This window comes from Nonomuraea sp. NPDC050404 (assembly GCF_040655495.1).
Lineage (GTDB): Bacteria > Actinomycetota > Actinomycetes > Streptosporangiales > Streptosporangiaceae > Nonomuraea.
On record NZ_JBFAKB010000001.1, the window covers coordinates 173,638 to 192,140 of the forward strand.

At 68.6% G+C, this 18,503-nt stretch carries 20 protein-coding genes and 1 pseudogene; 10 read left to right on the forward strand and 11 right to left on the reverse strand.

Going from position 1 to position 18,503, the window contains the following annotated elements; translation table 11 throughout:
- Window positions 1–124 precede the first annotated feature (124 nt).
- Genes AB0I81_RS00825 through AB0I81_RS00835 form a run of 3 tightly spaced genes read left to right on the forward strand, consistent with a single transcriptional unit; the run spans window position 125 to window position 1,667 of the window.
- A complete protein-coding gene (locus AB0I81_RS00825) occupies window positions 125–340 on the forward strand; it encodes a hypothetical protein (protein WP_360647640.1) in 216 nt (71 codons plus the stop codon).
- A gap of 36 nt (window positions 341–376) precedes the next feature.
- Window positions 377–904 carry a sigma-70 family RNA polymerase sigma factor gene (locus AB0I81_RS00830; RefSeq protein ID WP_360647643.1) on the forward strand — a complete coding sequence of 176 codons (528 nt, stop codon included), beginning with the start codon at window positions 377–379 and terminating at the stop codon, window positions 902–904.
- A complete protein-coding gene (locus AB0I81_RS00835; RefSeq protein WP_360647646.1) occupies window positions 897–1,667 on the forward strand; it encodes a response regulator transcription factor in 771 nt (256 codons plus the stop codon). Before AB0I81_RS00830 ends, AB0I81_RS00835 begins: the two co-directional genes overlap by 8 nt.
- Before the next feature lie 336 nt (window positions 1,668–2,003).
- Here AB0I81_RS00835 and AB0I81_RS00840 read toward each other — a convergent pair whose 3' ends face one another.
- The 5 genes and pseudogenes from AB0I81_RS00840 to AB0I81_RS00860 all read right to left on the reverse strand — a co-directional run bounded on the left by AB0I81_RS00840 (window position 2,004) and on the right by AB0I81_RS00860 (window position 5,941).
- Window positions 2,004–2,531, reverse strand: a complete 528-nt coding sequence (locus AB0I81_RS00840) for a hypothetical protein (protein ID WP_360647649.1) — start codon at window positions 2,529–2,531, stop codon at window positions 2,004–2,006.
- 46 nt (window positions 2,532–2,577) lie between these two features.
- A pseudogene (locus tag AB0I81_RS00845) lies at window positions 2,578–2,799 on the reverse strand (helix-turn-helix domain-containing protein); the annotation flags it as partial.
- 75 nt (window positions 2,800–2,874) lie between these two features.
- Window positions 2,875–3,312 carry an SgcJ/EcaC family oxidoreductase gene (locus AB0I81_RS00850; RefSeq protein WP_360647652.1) on the reverse strand — a complete coding sequence of 146 codons (438 nt, stop codon included), beginning with the start codon at window positions 3,310–3,312 and terminating at the stop codon, window positions 2,875–2,877.
- Window positions 3,313–3,553: 241 nt separating this feature from the next.
- Window positions 3,554–5,164 carry a M14 family zinc carboxypeptidase gene (locus AB0I81_RS00855; protein ID WP_360647655.1) on the reverse strand — a complete coding sequence of 537 codons (1,611 nt, stop codon included), beginning with the start codon at window positions 5,162–5,164 and terminating at the stop codon, window positions 3,554–3,556.
- A gap of 189 nt (window positions 5,165–5,353) precedes the next feature.
- A complete protein-coding gene (locus tag AB0I81_RS00860; protein WP_360647658.1) occupies window positions 5,354–5,941 on the reverse strand; it encodes a helix-turn-helix domain-containing protein in 588 nt (195 codons plus the stop codon).
- Window positions 5,942–6,031: 90 nt separating this feature from the next.
- Here AB0I81_RS00860 and AB0I81_RS00865 point away from each other — a divergent pair, with 90 nt between their 5' ends.
- Both AB0I81_RS00865 and aroQ read left to right on the forward strand, forming a co-directional pair.
- Entirely contained in the window at window positions 6,032–6,985 is a 954-nt protein-coding gene (locus AB0I81_RS00865; RefSeq protein ID WP_360647661.1) for an NAD(P)-dependent alcohol dehydrogenase, read from the forward strand.
- A gap of 87 nt (window positions 6,986–7,072) precedes the next feature.
- Window positions 7,073–7,570 carry a gamma subclass chorismate mutase AroQ gene (gene aroQ / locus AB0I81_RS00870; RefSeq protein WP_360647664.1) on the forward strand — a complete coding sequence of 166 codons (498 nt, stop codon included), beginning with the start codon at window positions 7,073–7,075 and terminating at the stop codon, window positions 7,568–7,570.
- 20 nt (window positions 7,571–7,590) lie between these two features.
- On the opposite strand, the gene AB0I81_RS00875 is transcribed toward aroQ, so the two are convergent.
- The 3 genes from AB0I81_RS00875 to AB0I81_RS00885 form a co-directional block, all read right to left on the reverse strand.
- Window positions 7,591–8,724, reverse strand: a complete 1,134-nt coding sequence (locus tag AB0I81_RS00875; protein ID WP_360647667.1) for a serine hydrolase domain-containing protein — start codon at window positions 8,722–8,724, stop codon at window positions 7,591–7,593.
- Window positions 8,725–8,759: 35 nt separating this feature from the next.
- On the reverse strand, window positions 8,760–9,482 hold the full coding sequence (locus AB0I81_RS00880) for a MerR family transcriptional regulator (RefSeq protein ID WP_360647670.1): 723 nt from the start codon (window positions 9,480–9,482) through the stop codon (window positions 8,760–8,762).
- A gap of 192 nt (window positions 9,483–9,674) precedes the next feature.
- Window positions 9,675–11,000, reverse strand: coding sequence for an erythromycin esterase family protein (locus AB0I81_RS00885; RefSeq protein WP_360647673.1), 1,326 nt, complete (start codon window positions 10,998–11,000; stop codon window positions 9,675–9,677).
- Window positions 11,001–11,060: 60 nt separating this feature from the next.
- Here AB0I81_RS00885 and AB0I81_RS00890 point away from each other — a divergent pair, with 60 nt between their 5' ends.
- The gene (locus AB0I81_RS00890; RefSeq protein ID WP_360647676.1) at window positions 11,061–11,612 is read left to right on the forward strand and encodes a helix-turn-helix domain-containing protein; all 552 of its coding nucleotides are present in this window, start codon (window positions 11,061–11,063) and stop codon (window positions 11,610–11,612) included.
- A gap of 114 nt (window positions 11,613–11,726) precedes the next feature.
- Window positions 11,727–12,995: a serine hydrolase domain-containing protein gene (locus AB0I81_RS00895; protein WP_360647679.1), complete on the forward strand. Its 1,269-nt coding sequence runs from the start codon at window positions 11,727–11,729 to the stop codon at window positions 12,993–12,995.
- 120 nt (window positions 12,996–13,115) lie between these two features.
- Here AB0I81_RS00895 and AB0I81_RS00900 read toward each other — a convergent pair whose 3' ends face one another.
- The gene (locus AB0I81_RS00900; protein WP_360647682.1) at window positions 13,116–13,907 is read right to left on the reverse strand and encodes a sporulation protein; all 792 of its coding nucleotides are present in this window, start codon (window positions 13,905–13,907) and stop codon (window positions 13,116–13,118) included.
- Between the two features lie 77 nt (window positions 13,908–13,984).
- Entirely contained in the window at window positions 13,985–14,638 is a 654-nt protein-coding gene (locus AB0I81_RS00905) for a TetR/AcrR family transcriptional regulator C-terminal domain-containing protein (protein WP_360647686.1), read from the reverse strand.
- 91 nt (window positions 14,639–14,729) lie between these two features.
- On the opposite strand from AB0I81_RS00905, the gene AB0I81_RS00910 reads away from it, so the two are divergent.
- The 3 genes from AB0I81_RS00910 to AB0I81_RS00920 all read left to right on the forward strand — a co-directional run bounded on the left by AB0I81_RS00910 (window position 14,730) and on the right by AB0I81_RS00920 (window position 17,010).
- Window positions 14,730–15,227, forward strand: a complete 498-nt coding sequence (locus AB0I81_RS00910) for a hypothetical protein (RefSeq protein WP_360647689.1) — start codon at window positions 14,730–14,732, stop codon at window positions 15,225–15,227.
- 125 nt (window positions 15,228–15,352) lie between these two features.
- The gene (locus AB0I81_RS00915; protein ID WP_360647692.1) at window positions 15,353–15,805 is read left to right on the forward strand and encodes a transcriptional regulator; all 453 of its coding nucleotides are present in this window, start codon (window positions 15,353–15,355) and stop codon (window positions 15,803–15,805) included.
- Window positions 15,802–17,010 (forward strand): FAD-dependent monooxygenase, encoded by a 1,209-nt coding sequence (locus AB0I81_RS00920; RefSeq protein WP_360647695.1) that lies wholly within the window; start codon window positions 15,802–15,804, stop codon window positions 17,008–17,010. The genes AB0I81_RS00915 and AB0I81_RS00920 overlap by 4 nt, the downstream gene beginning before the upstream one ends.
- Before the next feature lie 39 nt (window positions 17,011–17,049).
- Here the strand turns inward: AB0I81_RS00920 and AB0I81_RS00925 are convergent, their stop codons facing one another.
- On the reverse strand, window positions 17,050–18,264 hold the full coding sequence (locus tag AB0I81_RS00925) for a cation:proton antiporter (protein ID WP_360647698.1): 1,215 nt from the start codon (window positions 18,262–18,264) through the stop codon (window positions 17,050–17,052).
- Window positions 18,265–18,503 lie beyond the last annotated feature (239 nt).

An 18,503-nucleotide genomic window follows, 5' to 3' on the forward strand; every position in this document is an offset into this window, starting at 1 on the left:
TGGATGGATCAACACATTCCATCACTACAGGGATCTTGGCCGGGCCCCTGAAGAGTCTGCCCAGTGGAGTTAACGACTGGGCGTTCGGTGACTCCTTCTTCTTGTCCGAGAAAGGAGAGAACCGATGAACCTGATGATCGTGGGTGTGCTGGCGAGCATGGCCGGGGGCCTGCTGACGCTGCTGACCACATGGGTGCGCGAACGCCACCGGCAGGGGCGGGTGACAGCGGTCCTTCCGCATCTGCCGTGCGGCAGCGTCTACATCGACGGCGTGACCGGGGTGCGGATCGAGACCGGTTCACCAGCAAAGCCCTCCTCAGCGGAGACGCGTGAGGAATGATGTGGACGACACCCGACTACGCAGGAGACGACCTCCGTGACGCGGCCTCTTCCCCGGCTGCCCGCCGACGACGACGGCGAAGCCTTCGCGGGGTGGTACCGCCGGGAATTTCCCGACCTGTTGTTGTTCGCCTGCCGGCTCGGCGCGAGGTGGCAGGAGGCCTTCGATCTGGCTCAGGAAGCCTGCGCCAAGGCCTATCCCCGCTGGTCGGAGATCGGCAATCCGGGCGCGTACATACGGGTCTCCATCAGGAACGGCTACTACAGGAGAACCTCCCACGATCACGAAGTGGTGTTGAGCCCGGACCTGGCCGAACCCGGCAACGGCACGGACGCCGCGCTGCTGGAGGTCGAGTTCCACGATCAGGAACGCAGGATCTTCGCCGCCGTCCGGGGCCTTCCTCCGGTCCAACGGGAAGTCATCGCCTGGACCATCGACGGGTACACCCCGACGGAGATCGCCGAGTTGCTCGACAAGAATCCAACGGCTGTCCGGGGCAACCTGCACAAGGCACGCGCATCACTCAGAAAATCACTCGCCGGGCTAGGAGGGGATAGTGTCTGATCAGGATCGTCCCCAGCCGGACATCATCAGGCTGCTGACCGAGTCGCACGAACGCGCCCGCGCGGCTGTCGCGAAGGCGGTGGACGTCGAGGCCGGCCTGCGGGAGATCACGCGGCCGGATCCGGTGCACACGCCGAAGGGCAAGCCGACCGTGCTGGTGGTCGAAGACGAGTCGTCTTTGAGCGATGCGCTCACGTATGCCCTCGGCAGGAGCGGCTTCGATGTCGTGGGAGTCGCCGTCGAGGGGCGGGAGGCCGTCGAACTAGTCCGGCAGACGCGACCGGACGTGGTCACCATGGACCTCATGCTGCCGGGGATGGACGGCTACACCGCCACCGAGATCATCACCCAGGAGCATCCGTCGACGCGCATCGTCATGCTCACCGCGAGAGACTCACGCGTGGACCTGTTCCGCGGTCTGTCCTCGGGCGCCGTGGGCTTCGTCACCAAGCCGTTCAGCCTGGACGAGCTGATCGCGACCATTCGCGAAGCCCTCGACGGCGGATATCCCATCGCCGCACCGATCATGGCGTCGATGCCTCCGCCCGGCAGGTCGGCCGACGCCCGTGTCCCTTCGATCAGCCTCTTCACCGAGCTCGAAGCCAGGGTGATGAGGCTCCTCGCCGACAACCTGTCCATCGCCGAGATCGCGAAGGCCACCGGCTTCTCCGTTCGCGAGATCACCGAACTCCAGACGCTCATCATCGAGAAGATCAAGCTGCGCAACGCCATCCAGACCCACAACCCTCCACCGCTCCCATGACCGGCGCCCGCCTGTAACCGTCCTGTAGCGACGCTGCCGGCCATTTCCAGCGGACGGCCCAGATCGACCAGAGCCTCTGCCAACTCGACCCGCGGAGCCGCGTCAATGTGCTCTGCACCGGCGCAAATCATGGCCTGTTGGCCCGGGTGCTTCCCCGCTCCGAAGACGGTGTGAACAGGGAGGCCAATCGAACTCGGGCGGGTGCTCGCCGACGGCAGCCGAGGGTTGCCTGATGTGATCACAAGGAGGGGTACGGCGAGCCCCGGCCGCGTGGCCGGATGTGCCGGCTACCTGGTCCGGTGCGTGCCGTGGCAGGCGGCGCCTACGGTGGGCGAGTCAGGATCCGAAGGTGTCGATGACATCGTCCCCGTACGGGTTCCGCGCGGTCCCGGTGGTGCGTGGCGCCTTGATGGTTGCCTTCACGGGCCAGCTGAAGCGGGTGGCCACCGCAACCTTCTGCATGGGGTAGCCCTCGCCGGGCCGCCAGACCGCCTGGACGACGACCGGCTTGCCGGTCAGGTCCGTCGCGATCCCCCAGTGCACGATGACGCGGCCGTACTTGGGGGCGAGCCGCCCGCCGAGCATCTGCCTGAACGGCTTGGACACCTTGAACAGCTGACCGAAGGTGATCGTGCCCCGGTAGCTCCACGCCTTGACGGCGCGGTCGTCGGCGTCATGGACGGTGGAGCCGGGCTTGCTGCTGGACGCGGAGGCGACCAGAGCCTTGAGCGTCCCGAGGTCGAAGGCGTCGATGATCTGGTCGCCGTACAACGCCGCGCCGCCCGGCGCTTTGCCGAGCCTCACCCACGACTTGCCGCCGTACGCCGGACCCGCCCCGTACAGCACGCCGCCGACGCCGCGCACCCGGTGCGGCGCCGAGCCGACCTTGGCCAGTTCGGCCGCCTGCCGGTCGCCGGCCGCCCCGGTGGGGGCGCCCCGGGCGGGGCTGGTCGGCCAGGCCTGCCAGTCCCAGCCGGTTGAACCGCGCGATCCAGCGGCGCACCGTGCCCGGGTCGTAGCCGAGCAGGTCAGCGATCTGCGCTGCCGGCAGTCCGTGCAGCGACAACAGCACCATTACCGCCCGTGTCGCCTGCCGCCAGCGGCCCCGCAAGGCCGTCTGCAGGTCCTCGATGGAGGCGGCCGAGGTGGCCGCTAGACGTACGGGCCATTCCTTGTCCTGCCGGTGTCCGGCATCACCACTTGTTGCTCAGGAGCCGGCACGATCTGGCGACACGTCCTCGTCGTCCGGCACACCGATGTTCTGGGCGGCAGTCAGAAGCCACTTCCCGTCCTCCTTAGCCATGATCCACAGCGGTGAGCCCACGTCCGCCCCCTCGGGTGTGTGGTACACCTGACGCAGCTTGACGGCGACCACGTCGGGGCGGATGAACAGCACGTGTTCCAGCTCGAACGTGACGGTGAGGCCTTGCATCCCACCGGGAAGCACCTGATGGGTGAATGCCGAGATCGCGTCGAGGCCGAAGAGTCGCTTGCCACCACCCGTCGTCCAGATCGCATCGGCCCGGAACAGACGGAGGAACTCGTCGGGAAGCTCGTTGTTCTGAGCGTGTTCTACCGTGGCGATCACCTGCTTGATCGCTTCGATCTCGGCCTCTCGGGCCGGTGCATCAATGTTTGTGCTCATGAACCGCATTCTGTTGCCTCAACCATGCTTGAGGTCAATGCGCTCGCGCCGCCGCCCGGCCGGACATCGCCCGAGCGGTGCTCGCCGGCATGGACGTCGCGGCCGTACTCGCGCAGAGTCGTAGCTCACGAACGGGCCGGGCTCCATCTTGGTGTCAAAACGCTCGGGCAGGCAGGGGAAGCACCTTTATTCATACGCCCGGTCGTGTCGTTGGAGCCGGTGGCGGCCGGGGCGCCGGACTTTAGCAGAAGGACCTCTCCTTGCCGATCACCCGGTACGGGCAGTCGGCCTGCTCCAGTAGATGCAGTACGGCCGCCTTGTTCTCCGCCGTGATGTCCTCGATCATGCTGGCCGGAGGATAGAAGGGGTTGTGCTCCTTGACCACACCGGACTTGCCTGCCCCCATTTCCAGGGCGAAGGCGAAGATCTTCTGATTGCCCCACAGCCAGTCGATCATCCCGCCGGCCGGTGGAGGACTGCCCTCGGGAACAAGGCTTGACGCCCGCCGATAGCTGACCTTGCCGGCGGAATAACGGTCGGCCAATTGCTGGCCGAGCCGGTCGAAGACCTGTCGTTGATCCAGGGTCATCTGGCCGTCCCGCTCGTTCTTGGTGTATCCATACGGCGACAGCACGGCGCTGAGGAAGGAGTGCCAATCCACGGCCATCGTGATTCGCTGCCGGTCTTTGTTGCGCCGTGCCACGAAATCCCGCGCGGCCCTTGTCTCCGGAGCGGAAAACGCCGCTGGACCCCGGTAGGTCTCCGATTCCTTCCGTATATCCGAACCGGTCGTATTCCACTGGTAGCCCCAGTTCCTGTTCAGATCGGTCCCCACCGGGTCGTCGGAGGGATTCAGCGTGGAGCGGGCGCCTGTATTGGGTTGCCGGTTCTTCCTCGACTCCCGGTAGACCGGCTTGCCGTCCAGCATGCCGGAGCGGTCCCACACCCCGCCGTCGGGATTGAGATCAGGCACGATCCATACCACGCGGGTGTCCAGCAGCCTGGTGATCGTTTTTTGCTCGTCAGTACAGCGGCCGCCCTTGCAGTAATTACGGGTGAAGAGGTCCAGCAAGTAGCGGGCCATATCCAGCGTGACGACCTCTCGCGCATGCTGATGATGCACGAAGAGCACCTCGGGCTTGGGCCGACTCTTGGCCACGTCGCTCTTGGCCACGTCGCTCTTGGCCACGTCGCTCTTGGCCACGTCGCCGGTGATCTTCACGGCGATCAGGTTGCGCTTTTCATGAGACTTTCCGATCAACTGCTTGCGCACCAGATTGGGATACGTCCGCACGAGATTGTTCACCTGCGCCATCAGTGACTCATAGGTGGCATGGCCGGGCTCGACCTCATCGGGCACGGCCCGTGAGCGCACGCCGAACCCCAGGTCAGCGAGTTGTTCAGCCTGTGTGGCGGTCGCCATGACGGTCAGGTAGCCCAGGTCGCCCCCCGTGATCGTGGCGCCCGCGGCCGTCACCCGGCCAACGTCGGCCCGCGACGTCGGGCCGTAGACGAAATACTCCGTCTTGAGATCGGGGTCGGGCGTCTCCTCGTCCGCGGCCGGAACGGAGGCGGTGTCCTCGGGGGCAGACTCCTCTGGCAGCGGACGTTCGCTGCCATCGTCTACGGGCTCCTCGTCCTTGATCGGCTCAGGTTCGTCGTCCTGCTCTTCCGGTATCAGGTCCGGCAGGGCTTGATCGGTGCCGGCGTCCTCCTCGCAGAGGAGCAGAGCTTCCGTGTCACACAAATCTGCGACAGCCGGGCCGACTGTCATGTAGCCGCCGACCACGGCGGCGAGCACGGCGGAGGCTGCTAAGACGCGACGGCCCCTCGACCGGGATTCCTGGCTCATGTTTCTCCTTCGAGGCGGGGATGTCCCTACCTGTGTAGGGCCCAGCCTGTTGACCAGCCAGGTAAGGGCAGGTGACCACTGTTGACCAATGCCACTCGGCCCACGGTCAGGTGCGCCCCCGCTGTGTGACGGCTCGCGCTCGAATCATTCCGCGCGCCCACCCTCTTCATCTTCTCCGGCACGCCTCGGTCACGGCTCTTGACGAGGCCGGATGCCCTCGATCGCGATGTCCAGCAGGCGGCCCGCCTGCTCCCCGTCAGCGTGGTGCACGGCGGCCAGCGAGATGGCGGCCACGAGCGCGAGGAGGTCCTCGGCGCGGATGCCGGGGCGCACCGCATCCGTCCGCTGCGCCCGCCGGAGGAGTTCGCGGGCCGCGTGGATGATCATTACCTGGCAGCCGTGGTCCTCCTCCAGCAGGTCGGCGTCCTGGCCGTCGTGCAGGATCGAGGCGGCCAGGCCGCGGCTGCTCACCGCGTAGTCGTTGAGGTCGCGCAGCCAGGCGAAGAGCGCGGGGCCGGGCTCGTTCTCCCGCGCGCGTACCTCCGCCTTGGCGCACAACGTCTCGACGTGGTCGTGGGCGACGGCTTCGATCAGGACCCGGCGGGAGGGGAAGTGCCGGTGCAGGGTCGCCGATCCCACGCCGGCCCGGCGGGCGATCTCCTCCAGCGAGGCGCCGACACCCTGATCCGCGAACACCTCCCTGGCCGCACCGACGACCAGGTCGTAGTTGCGGCGAGCGTCCGCACGCAGCGGCCGTCGCCCGGGGGCGTGCCCCATCGTGACCTCCTTTTGACAACTGGGGTGGCTCTCCAGTTACTCTATCGAACGCCAAACGGAAGCCCACCCCACTTAATTTCGGAGCTGAGCATGCGCGCCGTCCAATACCACCGTTTCGGCCCTCCCGAGGTGCTGCGCGTCGAGGAGGTGCCCATCCCCCGGCCCGGCCCGGGACAGGTGCTCATCGAAGTGCGCGCCGCGAGCGTGGACGCCGGCGAACTCGCCATCCGCGCGGGCCGGCTGCGCGCCCTCATCCGCCCCCGCTTCCCCCGGGGCCTCGGCGGCGACTTCACCGGCCGCGTCGAAGCCCTCGGCCCCGGAGTCCACGCCTGGCAGACAGGCCAGGAGGTATGGGGGCTCATGCCACACTTCGCCTCCGGCGCCATCGCCGAATACGTCACCGTCCCCGAACAGAAACTCGCCCCGGCGCCGAAGAACCTCGACCTGCTGGACGCCGCCGCCCTGCCCGCATCGGGCACCACCGCCCTGACCGCCCTCACCGACAAGGCCAACCTCCGCACCGGCGAACGACTCCTGGTCCGCGGCGCCGCAGGCGGCGTCGGCAGCCTCACCGTACAACTCGGCAAGGCCCTCGGCGCCCACGTCACCGCGCTCGCCGGCGCCCGCAACCTCGACTGGGTCACCGACCTCGGCGCCGACACCGCCCTCGACTACCGCACCACCCGGCCACAAGACCTCGGCCGCTTCGACGTGATCATCGACGTCGTGGGCACCGACCTCGCCGCCTACCGCGCCCGCCTCACACCCGCCGGCCGCATGGTCGCCCTCGCCTTCGACCAGAAACGCATCCTGACCTCCATCGCCGCCACCGGACTCCGCGCCGCCCTGTCACCCCGGCGGCTGAAGCTCTTCAGCAACAACCCCTCCCCCGCCCGGATCGCCGAACTCACCACCGCCGCCGAGGCCGGCAACGTCCGCCCCGCGATCGACACCATCTACCCGATGAGCGACATCGCGGAGGTCCACCGACGCCTCGAAGCGGGCGGCGTACGCGGAAAGTACGTCATCGACCTGCACCGCTGACCCTCGGGAAAGAGCACGCACGACGAGGCGATTCCCTCGCGCGCGCTCTGTCCCGGCCCAGCATTTCCCTCAGAGAATCGATCATGATTGTACGAGCCGGTCCATGGGCTGACCCCACTGGTCGGTCTGGCGGCCGAGCGGATCCTGCTCGCCGACAAGGTCGCCGCGGCCAAATTCGGCACGAACACGCCGATCGAGGACCCGGTACGGGAAAAGCAGGTGCTGGATCGGGCGGCGGTGCTCGCCGGCGAGGCGGGCATCGACGTACCCGACACCGTGACGTTCTTCCGAGCACAGACCGAAATGAGCAAGGTCGTACAGAAGGGCCTGTACGACCGCTGGACCCGGCATCCGGAACTGGCACCGACCGAACGCCCCGACCTCGCCACCGAGGTACGCCCCCAACTGGACCGGATCACCACCCAGTTCATCGACCAACTGGCGGCCACCACAGGCGTGCGCGGCCCGACCGCGCGGTGCAAAACCGCCCTGGCCATCTCCACCATCAAGACCGACCACCGCTACCGGCTCGACCGGCTGCACAAGCGCGCCCTGAAGGGTGCGGTCAAGCCGCTGTGCGGGTGATCGTCCGGCACGTCTGATGGTCACACGGCGCCGGCGGGTGTTTGACTCCCAACGCCAGGGCTGCACATGAGGTGGTCCATCGCGTCATTGATCAGCTTCTCGATCGGGAGGGCGTGCTCGTTTGGGGCCCAGAACGTGGTGAACAGCACCATGCCGCGGCGGCCGTCCTCGGTGAAGCCGCTGTGGGCGGTGTGGCCGGGGGTGTTGCCGGCGTGGCCCCAGTACGGGCCGCAGGGAGACCGGAACCGAGCGATTCCCAGGCCGTAGGACGCGCCGGGGAAGACGGGGTCCCATTCGGGAGCGGGGACGGTCTCCTTCATCGCGGCGAGCTGGGCGGGCGCGAGGAGTTCGCCCCCGAGCAACGCCTGCCAGAACCGTACGAGGTCGGCGGCCGTGGTGATGAGATCGCCCGCGGCGTCGAAGGGGGTGGGGTTCACCTCGGTCGTCTCGACCGGCTCGGTGCTGTCGGGGAACTCGGTGTAGCCCTTCGGGTGCGGCTCCGGAAGCCGGGGATCATCCCCCGGGGAGAAGGTGTGATCGAGTCCGAGGGGACGGATGATGCGATCCGTCACCACCTGCGATCGCTCGGGCCCGGTGACCTTCTTGATGATCATTCCGAGGAGGACGTAGTTGGTGTTGGAGTAGTTCCAGCGCCGGTCGCCTGGTTCCGGCACCCAGTTGGGCTCGTGCCGCATGGCGATGGCGACGAGTTCCTCCGGGGTGTAGGAGTCGTGGCGGTGCTCCCGGAAGTCCTTCGCCGACCAGATCGGCACGTCGTACATGTATTCGCGCAGCCCGCTCGTCTGCTGGAGCAGCCGCCTGATGGTGATCTTGGTGCCGTCGTTGCCGTTGCCCCGGACCACTCCGGGAAGCCAGTCCTCGACCAGGTCATCGAGCGCGAGCAGCCCCTCGCCCACGAGCTGGAGTACGGCGGCTGCGGTGAACGTCTTACCGGTGCTGCCCATCCGGAAGTAGCTGTCGTAGGCGATCGGCCGCTCGGAGTCGAGCTCGGCCACGCCGTACCGGACGGTCAGCAGTTCCCGTCCGGTGTGCGCGGCGGCGAGCAGCCCGGGGACACCCTTCTCGTGGATGGCCTTCAGGTCGGCCTCGAGCACCGATCGGTCGTACGTCTTCGATGTCGCTGAGTTCGTCATGGATCCGATGCTCGGACCCTGACGCAGGGTCAAGGTCAAGGGCGTTGCGCGGATCGAGCGGCCATCAGCCTCCGCAGCCGCGCCCAGGATGGCGAGGATCCGAACGCGTTGGAGTTCATCAGGGCGGCCAGACCCTCCGGTGCCACATCTCCCCGCGGGTTGCGGCCGTCCCAGGCCATGATCGCTTCGGCCAGTTCCGGGAGTCGCGGATCGTCGGCCGGCCAGTCCCACGCCTGGTCCAAAGCGAGGTAGAGCCGGACGAGCTCAGGATCCTCCAATGCGGCGTTCTTGGTGGCCGCCCACTCCAGCACCTGGTCGGGCGCCAGCGCGGTGATCATGATCCAGGAGTCACGCTCGATGCCGTTCATCCGCTCGCTCACCCCGAGGGCCCGCTGCCGGTCGAGGAGCGCGATCACCTCCGGCGGCAGGAACAGCCGATCACCGGCGACCAGCTCGGCCAGCCGGGCGCGGTGATCCTCCAGTTCGGCGACCTTGGCCGCCATCTGCCGGTCGATCTCCGCGATCTCGGCGGCGAACTCGTCCTGGCCGGCGGCGAGCAATTGTTCGACCCGCGCGAGCGGCACGCCCGCGGCCACCAACGTCTTGATCCGGATCAAACCGACCACGGCTCGCGGGCCGTAGCGGCGGTAACCCGAGGCATCGCGTTCGGGCTCGAGGAGCAGGCCACGCTGGTGGTAATGCCGGATGGCACGGATGGTCACGCCCACCCGTGCGGCCAGCTGCCCGATCGTCAGCAATCCCGCCCCTCCCAGCACACGCGCTCTGGTTCAAGATTTCGAGCCTAGCGTTCTGTACGGCCGGCGCCGGACGCACGACGCCCCCGGGCGTCTACCCCTCCCGGCCTCTTTCGGCAATTCGGCCAGACAGCATCCTGCATGTGGGCCAGGACCGAAACCGTGCAGTTCCGCGGCTGGCGTAAGGGTGGTCGATCAGGAGAACACCTCCCGCACCTCCTGGGGCGAGCAGGCGAGAGCGGCCTCGTCGGGGTCGGCGCCCGTGACGTGAGGCAGGTGCACCACGATGTCGTACGCCTCCAGCGCGCTCACCGGCGAGTAGTACGCGCCGAGGCCGGCGCGTTGCACGGTGGCGCCCCGGACGGCGTCGGCGTCGGCGGGTGACAGCCGCCGTAGGTCGGTGGCGAAGGGGCCGTCGTGGCTGGCGTGCATGAGGGCGTCGAGGCTGCCGGGCTCCGGGGCCGGCATCGGTGCGAAGAGTTCGCCGGTCATGAAAGCGGCGGCGTCGGAGTTGAGCATGTGTCCGGTGCCCGAGGTGACGCCGATGACCAGGTAGTCTCCGCCCAGCCGGTCGGCCAGGTGCATGCCCATCGGGGTCGCCGGGTCCATGCCGGGGAGCACCACAGGCCCGCGCTGGACGTGGCCGTTGTGGGCGGCCAGGACGATCCGATCCTGGCGGCGCAGGATCCATTCGACGGTGTCGGCGATCTCGGCGTCGCGGTTGTACATCACGCTCCGCTGGTCGCCGCCGGTCATGCCGCGGATGACCGACTCCAGGGTGAGCACGTGGCGCATGGATCGCAGCGCGAACTCGTACTCCTCGGTGGTGGTGCGCCGGAGGTATTCCAATCGTCGGCCCCGCATGCGGGCGGCGAAGCCGGCCAGGCCCGCCGTCAGGGCGTCCTTGGACGCGGGTGGGAGCTGGGCGTAGACGGCCATGGCCGTGGGGGCGGCGAACGGGGAGGTCGCCGCGAAGGCCGAGGCCGTCTTCCGGATGGCCGGGTCGGGCTGGAAATCGGGGTCGGCGTGGGCGAGGTAGGCAAGGACGGCGTCCAGGGCGGGGATCAGGGAGGCGTTCTGGCCGCCCAGGTCTATGCCGTAGAAGCGCAAGGGGCTCTCGGCGGTGGCGTTGTGCCGGCGCATCCACTCCAGGTGGGCGCCCATCTGCTGCCAGAGGCCCATCAGCGAGGTCAGCCCGTTCGCCATGATCTCGCCGAGCCCGCCCTCGCCGCCGCCGCCACGGACCCAGTCGTCCGTACGCCGGCCCTCGGTGAAGCCGGTCTCCATCGCGTAGGCGTCGAATCCGTGCCGTTCGGTCAGGTAGCGCAGGAGGCGGTGGCGTAGTTCGTAGGTTTCGCGGTTGTAGTGCGCGCTCTCGCCGATCGCCACCACCCGTGCGTCACCGATCGCGTCGTCCAGCCATGCCAGGTCGTCCGGGGCGGCTCCCGGGTCCAGCGTGCGCAGGGGAATCACCGCCTCGTCGCTGAGCCGTGCCGCTGACGGGGCCGTGTGCGTGGTCATGACTCACCCTCCCAATGTTCCCAATTTCAGGAACAGTACCATTTATGGGAATATTGACGGGTGGACACGCTTGAACTGATCTTGCATCCCGTCCGGCTGCGCATCATGTGGGCGCTGTCGGGCGGGCGTACCCGCACCACGTCCGACCTGTGCGAGAGCCTGCCCGACGTGCCCAAGACCACCCTGTACCGGCACGTCGGCCTGCTCGCCGACGCCGGTCTGCTGGAGGTCGCCGACGAGCAGCGGGTACGCGGGATGATCGAGCGCCACTACCGCTTGCGGCAGGACGCCACCCGCATCGATCCCGGCACGGCCAAGGCGATGTCACTTGAGGATCACCGTCACGGTTTCGCGGCGGCCATGGCGGCGCTGCTCGCCGAGTTCAACGCCTATCTTGATCGGCCGGGCGCCGATCCGGCGGCGGATCGGGTGGGGTACCGGCAGGGCACGTTGTGGCTCAGCTCGGCGGAGATGGAGGAAGTCGCGGGTGAGTTGGTTGAGGTGTTCAGGGCACGGGCCGGGAACGGGCCCGCGCCGGGGCGTCGACCGCATGTGATCAGCGCGATCTTCTTTCCGACGGAAGAGCGGGAGCAGAGCGACGGAACCCCGTGAACTCGGACGGCTGTGGCCCGGACCGGCAAGGTTCCAGTGGCGAACAGACCTGCCGCAGCGTCGTGTCAGCACGGCGACGGCCCGGTGTCAGGGCGACCGGCGATGGTGGGCGCCATGAACATTTCGGAGCTTGCGGCCCAGGGGCCGCGCGGAACGTACACAGAAAAGACCGGGCTCAACGGCGTCAAGGTCTTCGGACGCTTGGGAGTCACCACGGCGCTGGCCGCCGCGCTGCTGGGCGGGGTGGCCACGACCGGGGCGAAGGCCGCCACCGACGGGCAGGATCGTCCGGAGCTGCAGAAGGCCATGCAGGCGTTCGTCGACGCCGGTTTCGCCGGGATGCAGCTGCGCGTCAACGATGAGCGGGGCGAGTGGGTCGGCAGCGCCGGGGTGCGCAAGCTGGGCACCGGCGCCAAGCCGCCGACGAACGGGCACTTCCGCGTCGGCAGCACCACCAAGAGCTTCACCGCGGCCCTGGTGCTGAAGCTGGTGGACGACGGCACGGTCAAGCTGGACGCCCCGGTGGCCGACTACCTGCCCCAGTACAAGCTGGACCGGCAGATCACCGTGCGCATGTTGCTGCAGCACACCACCGGGCTGTTCGACTACACCTACGACTTCGACCCCGACGGGACACCGGTGTCGTTGATCCCCGTGCAGGGCAAGGAGTGGGTGGACAAGCGGTTCCACACCTACACCGACGACGAGCTCGTACGACTGTCGTTGTCCAGGCCGGCGAAGTATGTGCCGGGGACGAGCTGGAGCTACGGCAACATCAACTACGTGCTGGCCAAACTGCTGATCGAGCAGGTCACCGGCCATTCCTACGCCACGGAGATGAAGCGGCGGATCCTGGGACCGCTCAAGCTGGCGCACACCGTGGTGCCGGGCGCCCGCTCGGGGATGCCCGCGCCGTACGCCCACGCCTACTACCGCTACGAGAACGCGCCCGGCCAGTGGAAGGTGATCGACGTGACCCGTCAGAACCCCTCGTGGATCTCGGGCGCGGGTGAGATGATCTCGACCACCGAGGACCTGCACACGTACTTCTCCGCGCTCAATGACGGCACGCTCCTGCCGGCCGACCTGCTGGCCGAGATGCGCAAGCCGCACCCCGGCAGCGCCGGCCTCTACGGCAGCTACGGCCTGGGGACCTACGTGCAGGACACCGGGGCGGGTTGTGACGGCATCGTCCTCAACCACAACGGCAGCAACAACGGCTACGGGGCGCCGATGTACAGCACCCCCGACGGCAAGAAGACCATGACCGCCTCGATCACCAGCGGCGACGCCGTCATGGACGTGGCAACGGAGTTCCCCAAGGCGTTGAACGCCCTCGTCACGACGGTGTTCTGCGACGGGCAGGCCAAGCCGGCTCAGTAGACGGGATTCACCCGCGCGCCGAACCCGTTGAGCGCCGCCAGGCGGGCCGGTCGGTGGCCCAGTGGCGCACCATGCCGGCCTGCGGACGGTACGACGCGGCCTGGAAACGGGAACGGGCGATCACCGTCCATCACCCCGGCGCTGCCGTTCGCGGACGTGGCGGAGCAGGCCGATCAGCCAGCGGTCCACCTCACTGGGCCAGTCCGTACGCAGGACCTCCTCGTGGCTCATCCGGAAGCGTCCGACGGCGTCGGACGAACCGCGATCGGTGTGCTGATCCGCTTTCAACACTACGTCCAGGCCGTCCGGGTCCGGCACGAACACCAGCTCCACCTCGTGCACGGGCCCGGCCTGATGGATGGGCGGATAGAACTCGATCTCCTGGTAGAACGGCAGGTCCTGACGCGCTCCGTTCAGCCGGCCCTCCTTCAGGGCGGTGCTCTTGAAAGGGAAACCGAGCTGGGCGAACGCCCGCAGCACGCGTAACTGCGAGGGCAGCGGCTTGACGGTGACCATGACCGGGTCACCCCGGTCGAGCGCCGCGCCGCCGGCCACCTCGGTCCGTACGCCCAGCGCCAGTCCGGACAGCCGCCGCCCGCCGATCTCACTGATCGGCGTCTCCCACGGCACCTTGACCTCAAACTCCAGCACCCGTTCCGCGCCCCGGCGCAGGGTGGCCGGGCCGGAGACCTGAGCGCGCGAGAACTCCTCCAATTCGGCCGTTCCCTGTGCCCGTGGCAGCCGTTCGACCAGGCCAACAGCGACGCCGTCAACGTCGACATCGACGTCTCCGCCCCGGAGCCGTATTTCGCCGGACAACGTATCCCCGGGCTGCGCCCGTGGCGCGGCCAGCTGAAACCCGATCGACGGCGCGTCGATACCGAAAGCACTGAGCATCCGCCTGAAGGTCACGGGTCGTTCCTCGCCTGTCGCCGCCGAGCCACTTGCCCGGGTGAACGACCGGGCCGCGAACAGGGTTCCGGCAGCAGTCAACCGGCGTCCACCCGCGCGGCCAGGCCGGCGAGCAGGCTTTGCAGCCCGTACTCGAAAGGATCTCCAGACCGGGAAGCGGTGGCCGAGCCGATGCGGGCCCGCAGCCGGGGAAATGCCTGGGCGATCTCCAGCACCTCGGCCGTCGCCTCCCGGAGCTCCTTGTCGGCATCGACGCCGTCCCGCCGCAGCTGCGCCCGCCAGGCCGCCTGCGCCGCCTCGCCCTGCGCCGCTCCGATCACGAACATGAGCACGGCCGCGGCCGCCTGATCGGCCTGGTCCTCGGTGAACCCGGCCGACTCGTAGACCGTCAGCGACTGCTCATCGAAGCGAGCCTTGTTGGGGCCGTAAATGAGATGCGTGCTCATCGCCGGAATCAGCCAGAAATGCCGGACCACCATCGCATGCGCTCCGCGCGCCAGCGACGCCGCGGCCTCCCGCCAGCCGACCGCGATCAGGTCGGGCTGCGGGATCTCACCGAACACGTGGTCGGCTGCCAGCACGACCAGCTTGTCCTTGCTCTTCACGTGGTAGTACATCGCCGACGCGGCCGATCCGAGGTGAGCGCCCAGACGGCGCATGTTCAGCCCGTTCACGCCCTCGGTGTCGAGCACTTCGACGGCGGCCTGGACGATCTGCTCCTTGGTCAGCATGCCGGCCAGCCTAGCCGGGGGTTGAACTTAGTTCAAAGCATGGGTTAGCGTTTTGAACTAAGTTCAACACCGCCCCGAGAAGGAGTTCGCCATGCTCATCGCTGCCGCCCTGCAGTTCCTGCTGGCGCTGACGTACCTGCTCGTCCCGCTCGCCGGCCATCGGTACGGCGCCGCCGCCCAGCGAGCGGCCGAGGCCGAGATCCGGCGCCAAGGCCACGAAACCGCCACACTGGCCAAGCACGGCCTCAACTTCACCGCGAGCACCGGCAGCGTGCTGGTCTCCGTGGCGATCGCCCTGATCCTGGCCACACTCGCCGTGCTCAACCTCGGCAACCAGTCGCTGCTCACCTGGGTCCTCCAGCCCGTCCTGCTGATCGCCGGCGGCTTCATCACCACCGCCCAGGTCTTCGTCGTCCGGTACGTGGAGGCCGCCCTCCGCAAGTCCGGCACCACGAACATCGACGCCAAAGCCCTGATCGGGGCCGCGGCAGCGACCTTCCCCCGCTGGTTCCGTCCGCTGGTGGTGACGCGGTTCCTCCTCACGACCGCCGGCTCGCTGGCCATCCTGGTTCTACTGGCTGCTTCCTGAGACACAGAAGCTTCTGTGGCAGCCGGGCGCGCTCGCCGGTGCCGATCAGACTTCCCGTCTCACCATTGACCAGATACAGTTATTTTAGTTCATACTGAAACAGCTGTAGGAAGGGTTGAGGCGGCATGACGGAGCAGGATCCGCTGCTGGAGTGGGTGGAGCGGGTGGCCATGTATCTGGCCCGCGACGGGGTCCCGCCGATCGCCGGGCGGGTGCTGGGCTGGCTGATGGTGTGCGATCCGCCGGAGCAGTCCGCGGGGCAGATCAGCCAGGCCATCGGCGCCAGCCGCGCCTCGCTGACCTCCAACCTGCGACTGCTGTCCAGCATGGGGTTCCTCACCTGGCGTACCCGGCCGGGCGAGCGCACCGTCTACTACCGCATGGCCGAGGACGCCTGGGCAGTCGTGGTGCGTCAGCAGATCGCCGGCCTCACCTCGTTCCTCGGCATCACCCGCGACGGCCTGGACCTGGTCGGCCCGGACGACGATCGGGCCGGACGCATCCGCCAGGCACACACGACCTTCGAGTGGATGGCCAAGGTGTTCCGGAACACGCCTCTTCCCGGGCAGGACGCATGAGCGGGCACGCGATCGTGGTGGGCGGCGGCATCGGCGGGCTGGCCGCCGCCCTGGCGCTGCACCGGATCGGCTGGCGGGCCACCGTGCTGGAACGCGCCTCCGCGCTGGGTGAGATCGGCGCGGGCATGTCGCAGGCTCCGAACGCGATGCGGGCCCTCGACGAACTCGGCGTCGGCGAGCAGGCGCGCGCCAAGGGGGTGCCTTCCTATTCGGCCGGCAACCTGCGCCTGCCTGACGGCCGTTATCTGCAGCGCGCCCGCCCGGGCGACGTGACGCCGCTGCTCGCCTTCCACCGTGCCGATCTGCACGGGGTGCTGCTGGAGGCGGTGCCCGCCGGCTGGGTCCGCACCGGCGCGGAGGTCACCGGTCTGCGCCGGGACGAGCACGGCGTCACGGTCACCTGGGACGGCGGCGCGGCGAGCGCGGATCTGGTGATCGGCGCGGACGGCATCCACAGCACCGTACGCCGCGTGTGGTGGCCGGACGCGTCTCTCCCGCGCTTCCTGGGCCGCACCGCCTGGCTCGGCGTCACCGACACCAGCGCAATTCCCGGCGGCTCCGAGGGCTCGCCCGGCACCATCACGACGCCACCCGACGGGCTGGCCGGCAGCGTCACGATGGGGCCCGGGGGCTACTTCCTCATCCACCCGATCAGCCGTTGCCGCACGTACTGGGCCTTCGTCACCACCGCCGACCGGCCGGGCCTCCGCTACGAGCAGGAGAAGGGCGAGGTGGCCCGCCGCCTGGCGACCTGGCACCACCCGATCCCGGACCTGATCGAGGCCACCCCGGACGAGGCCGTGATCCACATCGACATCCGGGACCTGGACCCGCTGCCCACCTACGTCCGTGACCGGGTGGCGCTGCTCGGTGACGCCGCCCACGCGATGAGCCCCGACCGCGGCCAGGGTGCCGGGCAGTCCATCGAGGACGCGGTCGTGCTCGCCGCCGTCCTCAACACCGAACCGGGCATCGAGGCCGCGCTGGCTCGCTACGACGCCGAGCGCCGTCCCCGTACGCAGGCCACCGCGCGGGGCGCTCGCGCGGACGGGCGCCGTACCACGTCCGCGGCGGCGTACCGGACTCTGGTCACCATGATCCGGCTCATACCCGCACCGCTGTGGCGTAAAGGGATAGCGGCCGAGGGCAACGCCACCTGGCGGTGGCGGCCGCCGCGCCTGCCGGAGCCGACCCCCCGCTCCTGATGAACGCCTTGTCACAGAGGTCCGGGACGAAGGGGAAGGTCATTCGCGTCGGCGGATTCTACGTGTGACGCTGCCGTACCAGGCCGGGACCTCGCGCTCCTCGTCGAACCAGCGGGCCACCACGATGTCGGTGGAGGAGTGCAGCAGGATCGACAGCACGATGGTCACGGCGACGAACTGGAACACCGGCTCGGCGGCGGCGATGCCGGAGCCGAGCACCAGCAGTCCATAGACGACGGAGGCGAATCCCTTGGGCCCGAACCAGGCCACCGCCGCCTGCTCGCGCACGGACAACCCCGAGCGCAGGAACGACAGCCAGATCGCGATCGGCCGGGCCACGATCAGCGCGAGCACCGCGAACAGCCAGCCCTGCCAGCCGACCGCGCCGAGCAGGGCAGGGGTGATGAGCGCGCCGAAGACCAGCAGGGCGGCGAGCTTGAACAGCTCCGCGATCAGCTCGCCGAAGTGCTCGAACGACTCGCGCTGCCGTGGCCCGAAGGTCGCCACCGTGATGCCCGCCGAGAACGCGGCCAGGAACAGGTTGCCGTGCGTCGCCTTGCCAACGGCGAGCACGAGCAGGCCGATGGCCAGGGCGTTGAGCGGCTCGTACTGAGTCGAGGCGGAGAACCAGCGGGTCTGCTCCAGCTTGATCGCCACCCACGGGATGGCGACTCCGATGGCGATGCCGAGCCCGAGCTCCAGACCCAGCTCGCCCAGGTGCAGGTCGTCGGATCCGGCCGCAACCGCGAGCAGGAGGATGACGAACGGCAGCGCCAGGCCGTCGTTGACGCCGGATTCGACGTTGAGCAGTTGCCGCAGCCGGGGCGGCACCTTCTCGTTGCCGACCAGCGCGGCGGCGAACACCGGATCGGTCGGCGCGAGGATCGCGCCGATCAGCAGCGCCTCGATCCAGCCCAGCCCGAGCAGGTAGTGCGCCCCGACGGCGGTGATGACCAGGGTCAGTGGCAGGCCCCAGCCGAGCGCCCGGCCGGGCAGCCGCCAGGCGCTGCGCAGTTCGGTCCAGCCGACCCGCATTCCGTCGGTGAACAGCACGGTGAACAGCGCCAGCTCGGCCAGCGTGGCCACCAGGTCGTCGCCGGGCCGCAAAGAGACGACGCCGAGCACGCCATCGCCCAGCACGAACCCCGCCACCAGGAACAGCGCGGCGGTGGACAGAATGGTGCGGTGGGCCAGGCTGGACAGCAGCACGGCCAGCAGCAGCACGCACGCGAACGCGGTCAGCAGCACACCCATCAGGGGCGCCGCGAGGGGGTCGTCATGGAACGGCCTTCCCGTCGGATCTGCTTGCACGATCTTGCCGACCAGACTTCCCGGCGCTCCACGCCCACCATAACAGGGGCGCTGTCAAGGCGAGAGACGCATTCTTGATGGGCGCCCCGCCTTCAGATCACGACGTGAACGCCGGCGAGCAGGCTGCCCCGGCCTATGCGATCTTGACGCCTCTTGATAGGTTTCCTACAGGTGCGCCGGGA

Excerpts from the sequence above, each read along its gene's own strand:
- AB0I81_RS00825 (WP_360647640.1), top strand. The coding sequence starts at position 125 with ATGAACCTGATGATCGTGGGTGTGCTGGCGAGCATGGCCGGGGGCCTG.
- AB0I81_RS00850 (WP_360647652.1), bottom strand. The coding sequence starts at position 3,312 with ATGAGCACAAACATTGATGCACCGGCCCGAGAGGCCGAGATCGAAGCG.
- AB0I81_RS00855 (WP_360647655.1), bottom strand. The coding sequence starts at position 5,164 with ATGAGCCAGGAATCCCGGTCGAGGGGCCGTCGCGTCTTAGCAGCCTCC.
- AB0I81_RS00860 (WP_360647658.1), bottom strand. The coding sequence starts at position 5,941 with ATGGGGCACGCCCCCGGGCGACGGCCGCTGCGTGCGGACGCTCGCCGC.
- AB0I81_RS00865 (WP_360647661.1), top strand. The coding sequence starts at position 6,032 with ATGCGCGCCGTCCAATACCACCGTTTCGGCCCTCCCGAGGTGCTGCGC.
- AB0I81_RS00875 (WP_360647667.1), bottom strand. The coding sequence starts at position 8,724 with ATGACGAACTCAGCGACATCGAAGACGTACGACCGATCGGTGCTCGAG.
- AB0I81_RS00885 (WP_360647673.1), bottom strand. The coding sequence starts at position 11,000 with ATGACCACGCACACGGCCCCGTCAGCGGCACGGCTCAGCGACGAGGCG.
- AB0I81_RS00895 (WP_360647679.1), top strand. The coding sequence starts at position 11,727 with ATGAACATTTCGGAGCTTGCGGCCCAGGGGCCGCGCGGAACGTACACA.
- AB0I81_RS00905 (WP_360647686.1), bottom strand. The coding sequence starts at position 14,638 with ATGCTGACCAAGGAGCAGATCGTCCAGGCCGCCGTCGAAGTGCTCGAC.
- AB0I81_RS00910 (WP_360647689.1), top strand. The coding sequence starts at position 14,730 with ATGCTCATCGCTGCCGCCCTGCAGTTCCTGCTGGCGCTGACGTACCTG.
- AB0I81_RS00915 (WP_360647692.1), top strand. The coding sequence starts at position 15,353 with ATGACGGAGCAGGATCCGCTGCTGGAGTGGGTGGAGCGGGTGGCCATG.
- AB0I81_RS00920 (WP_360647695.1), top strand. The coding sequence starts at position 15,802 with ATGAGCGGGCACGCGATCGTGGTGGGCGGCGGCATCGGCGGGCTGGCC.
- AB0I81_RS00925 (WP_360647698.1), bottom strand. The coding sequence starts at position 18,264 with ATGGGTGTGCTGCTGACCGCGTTCGCGTGCGTGCTGCTGCTGGCCGTG.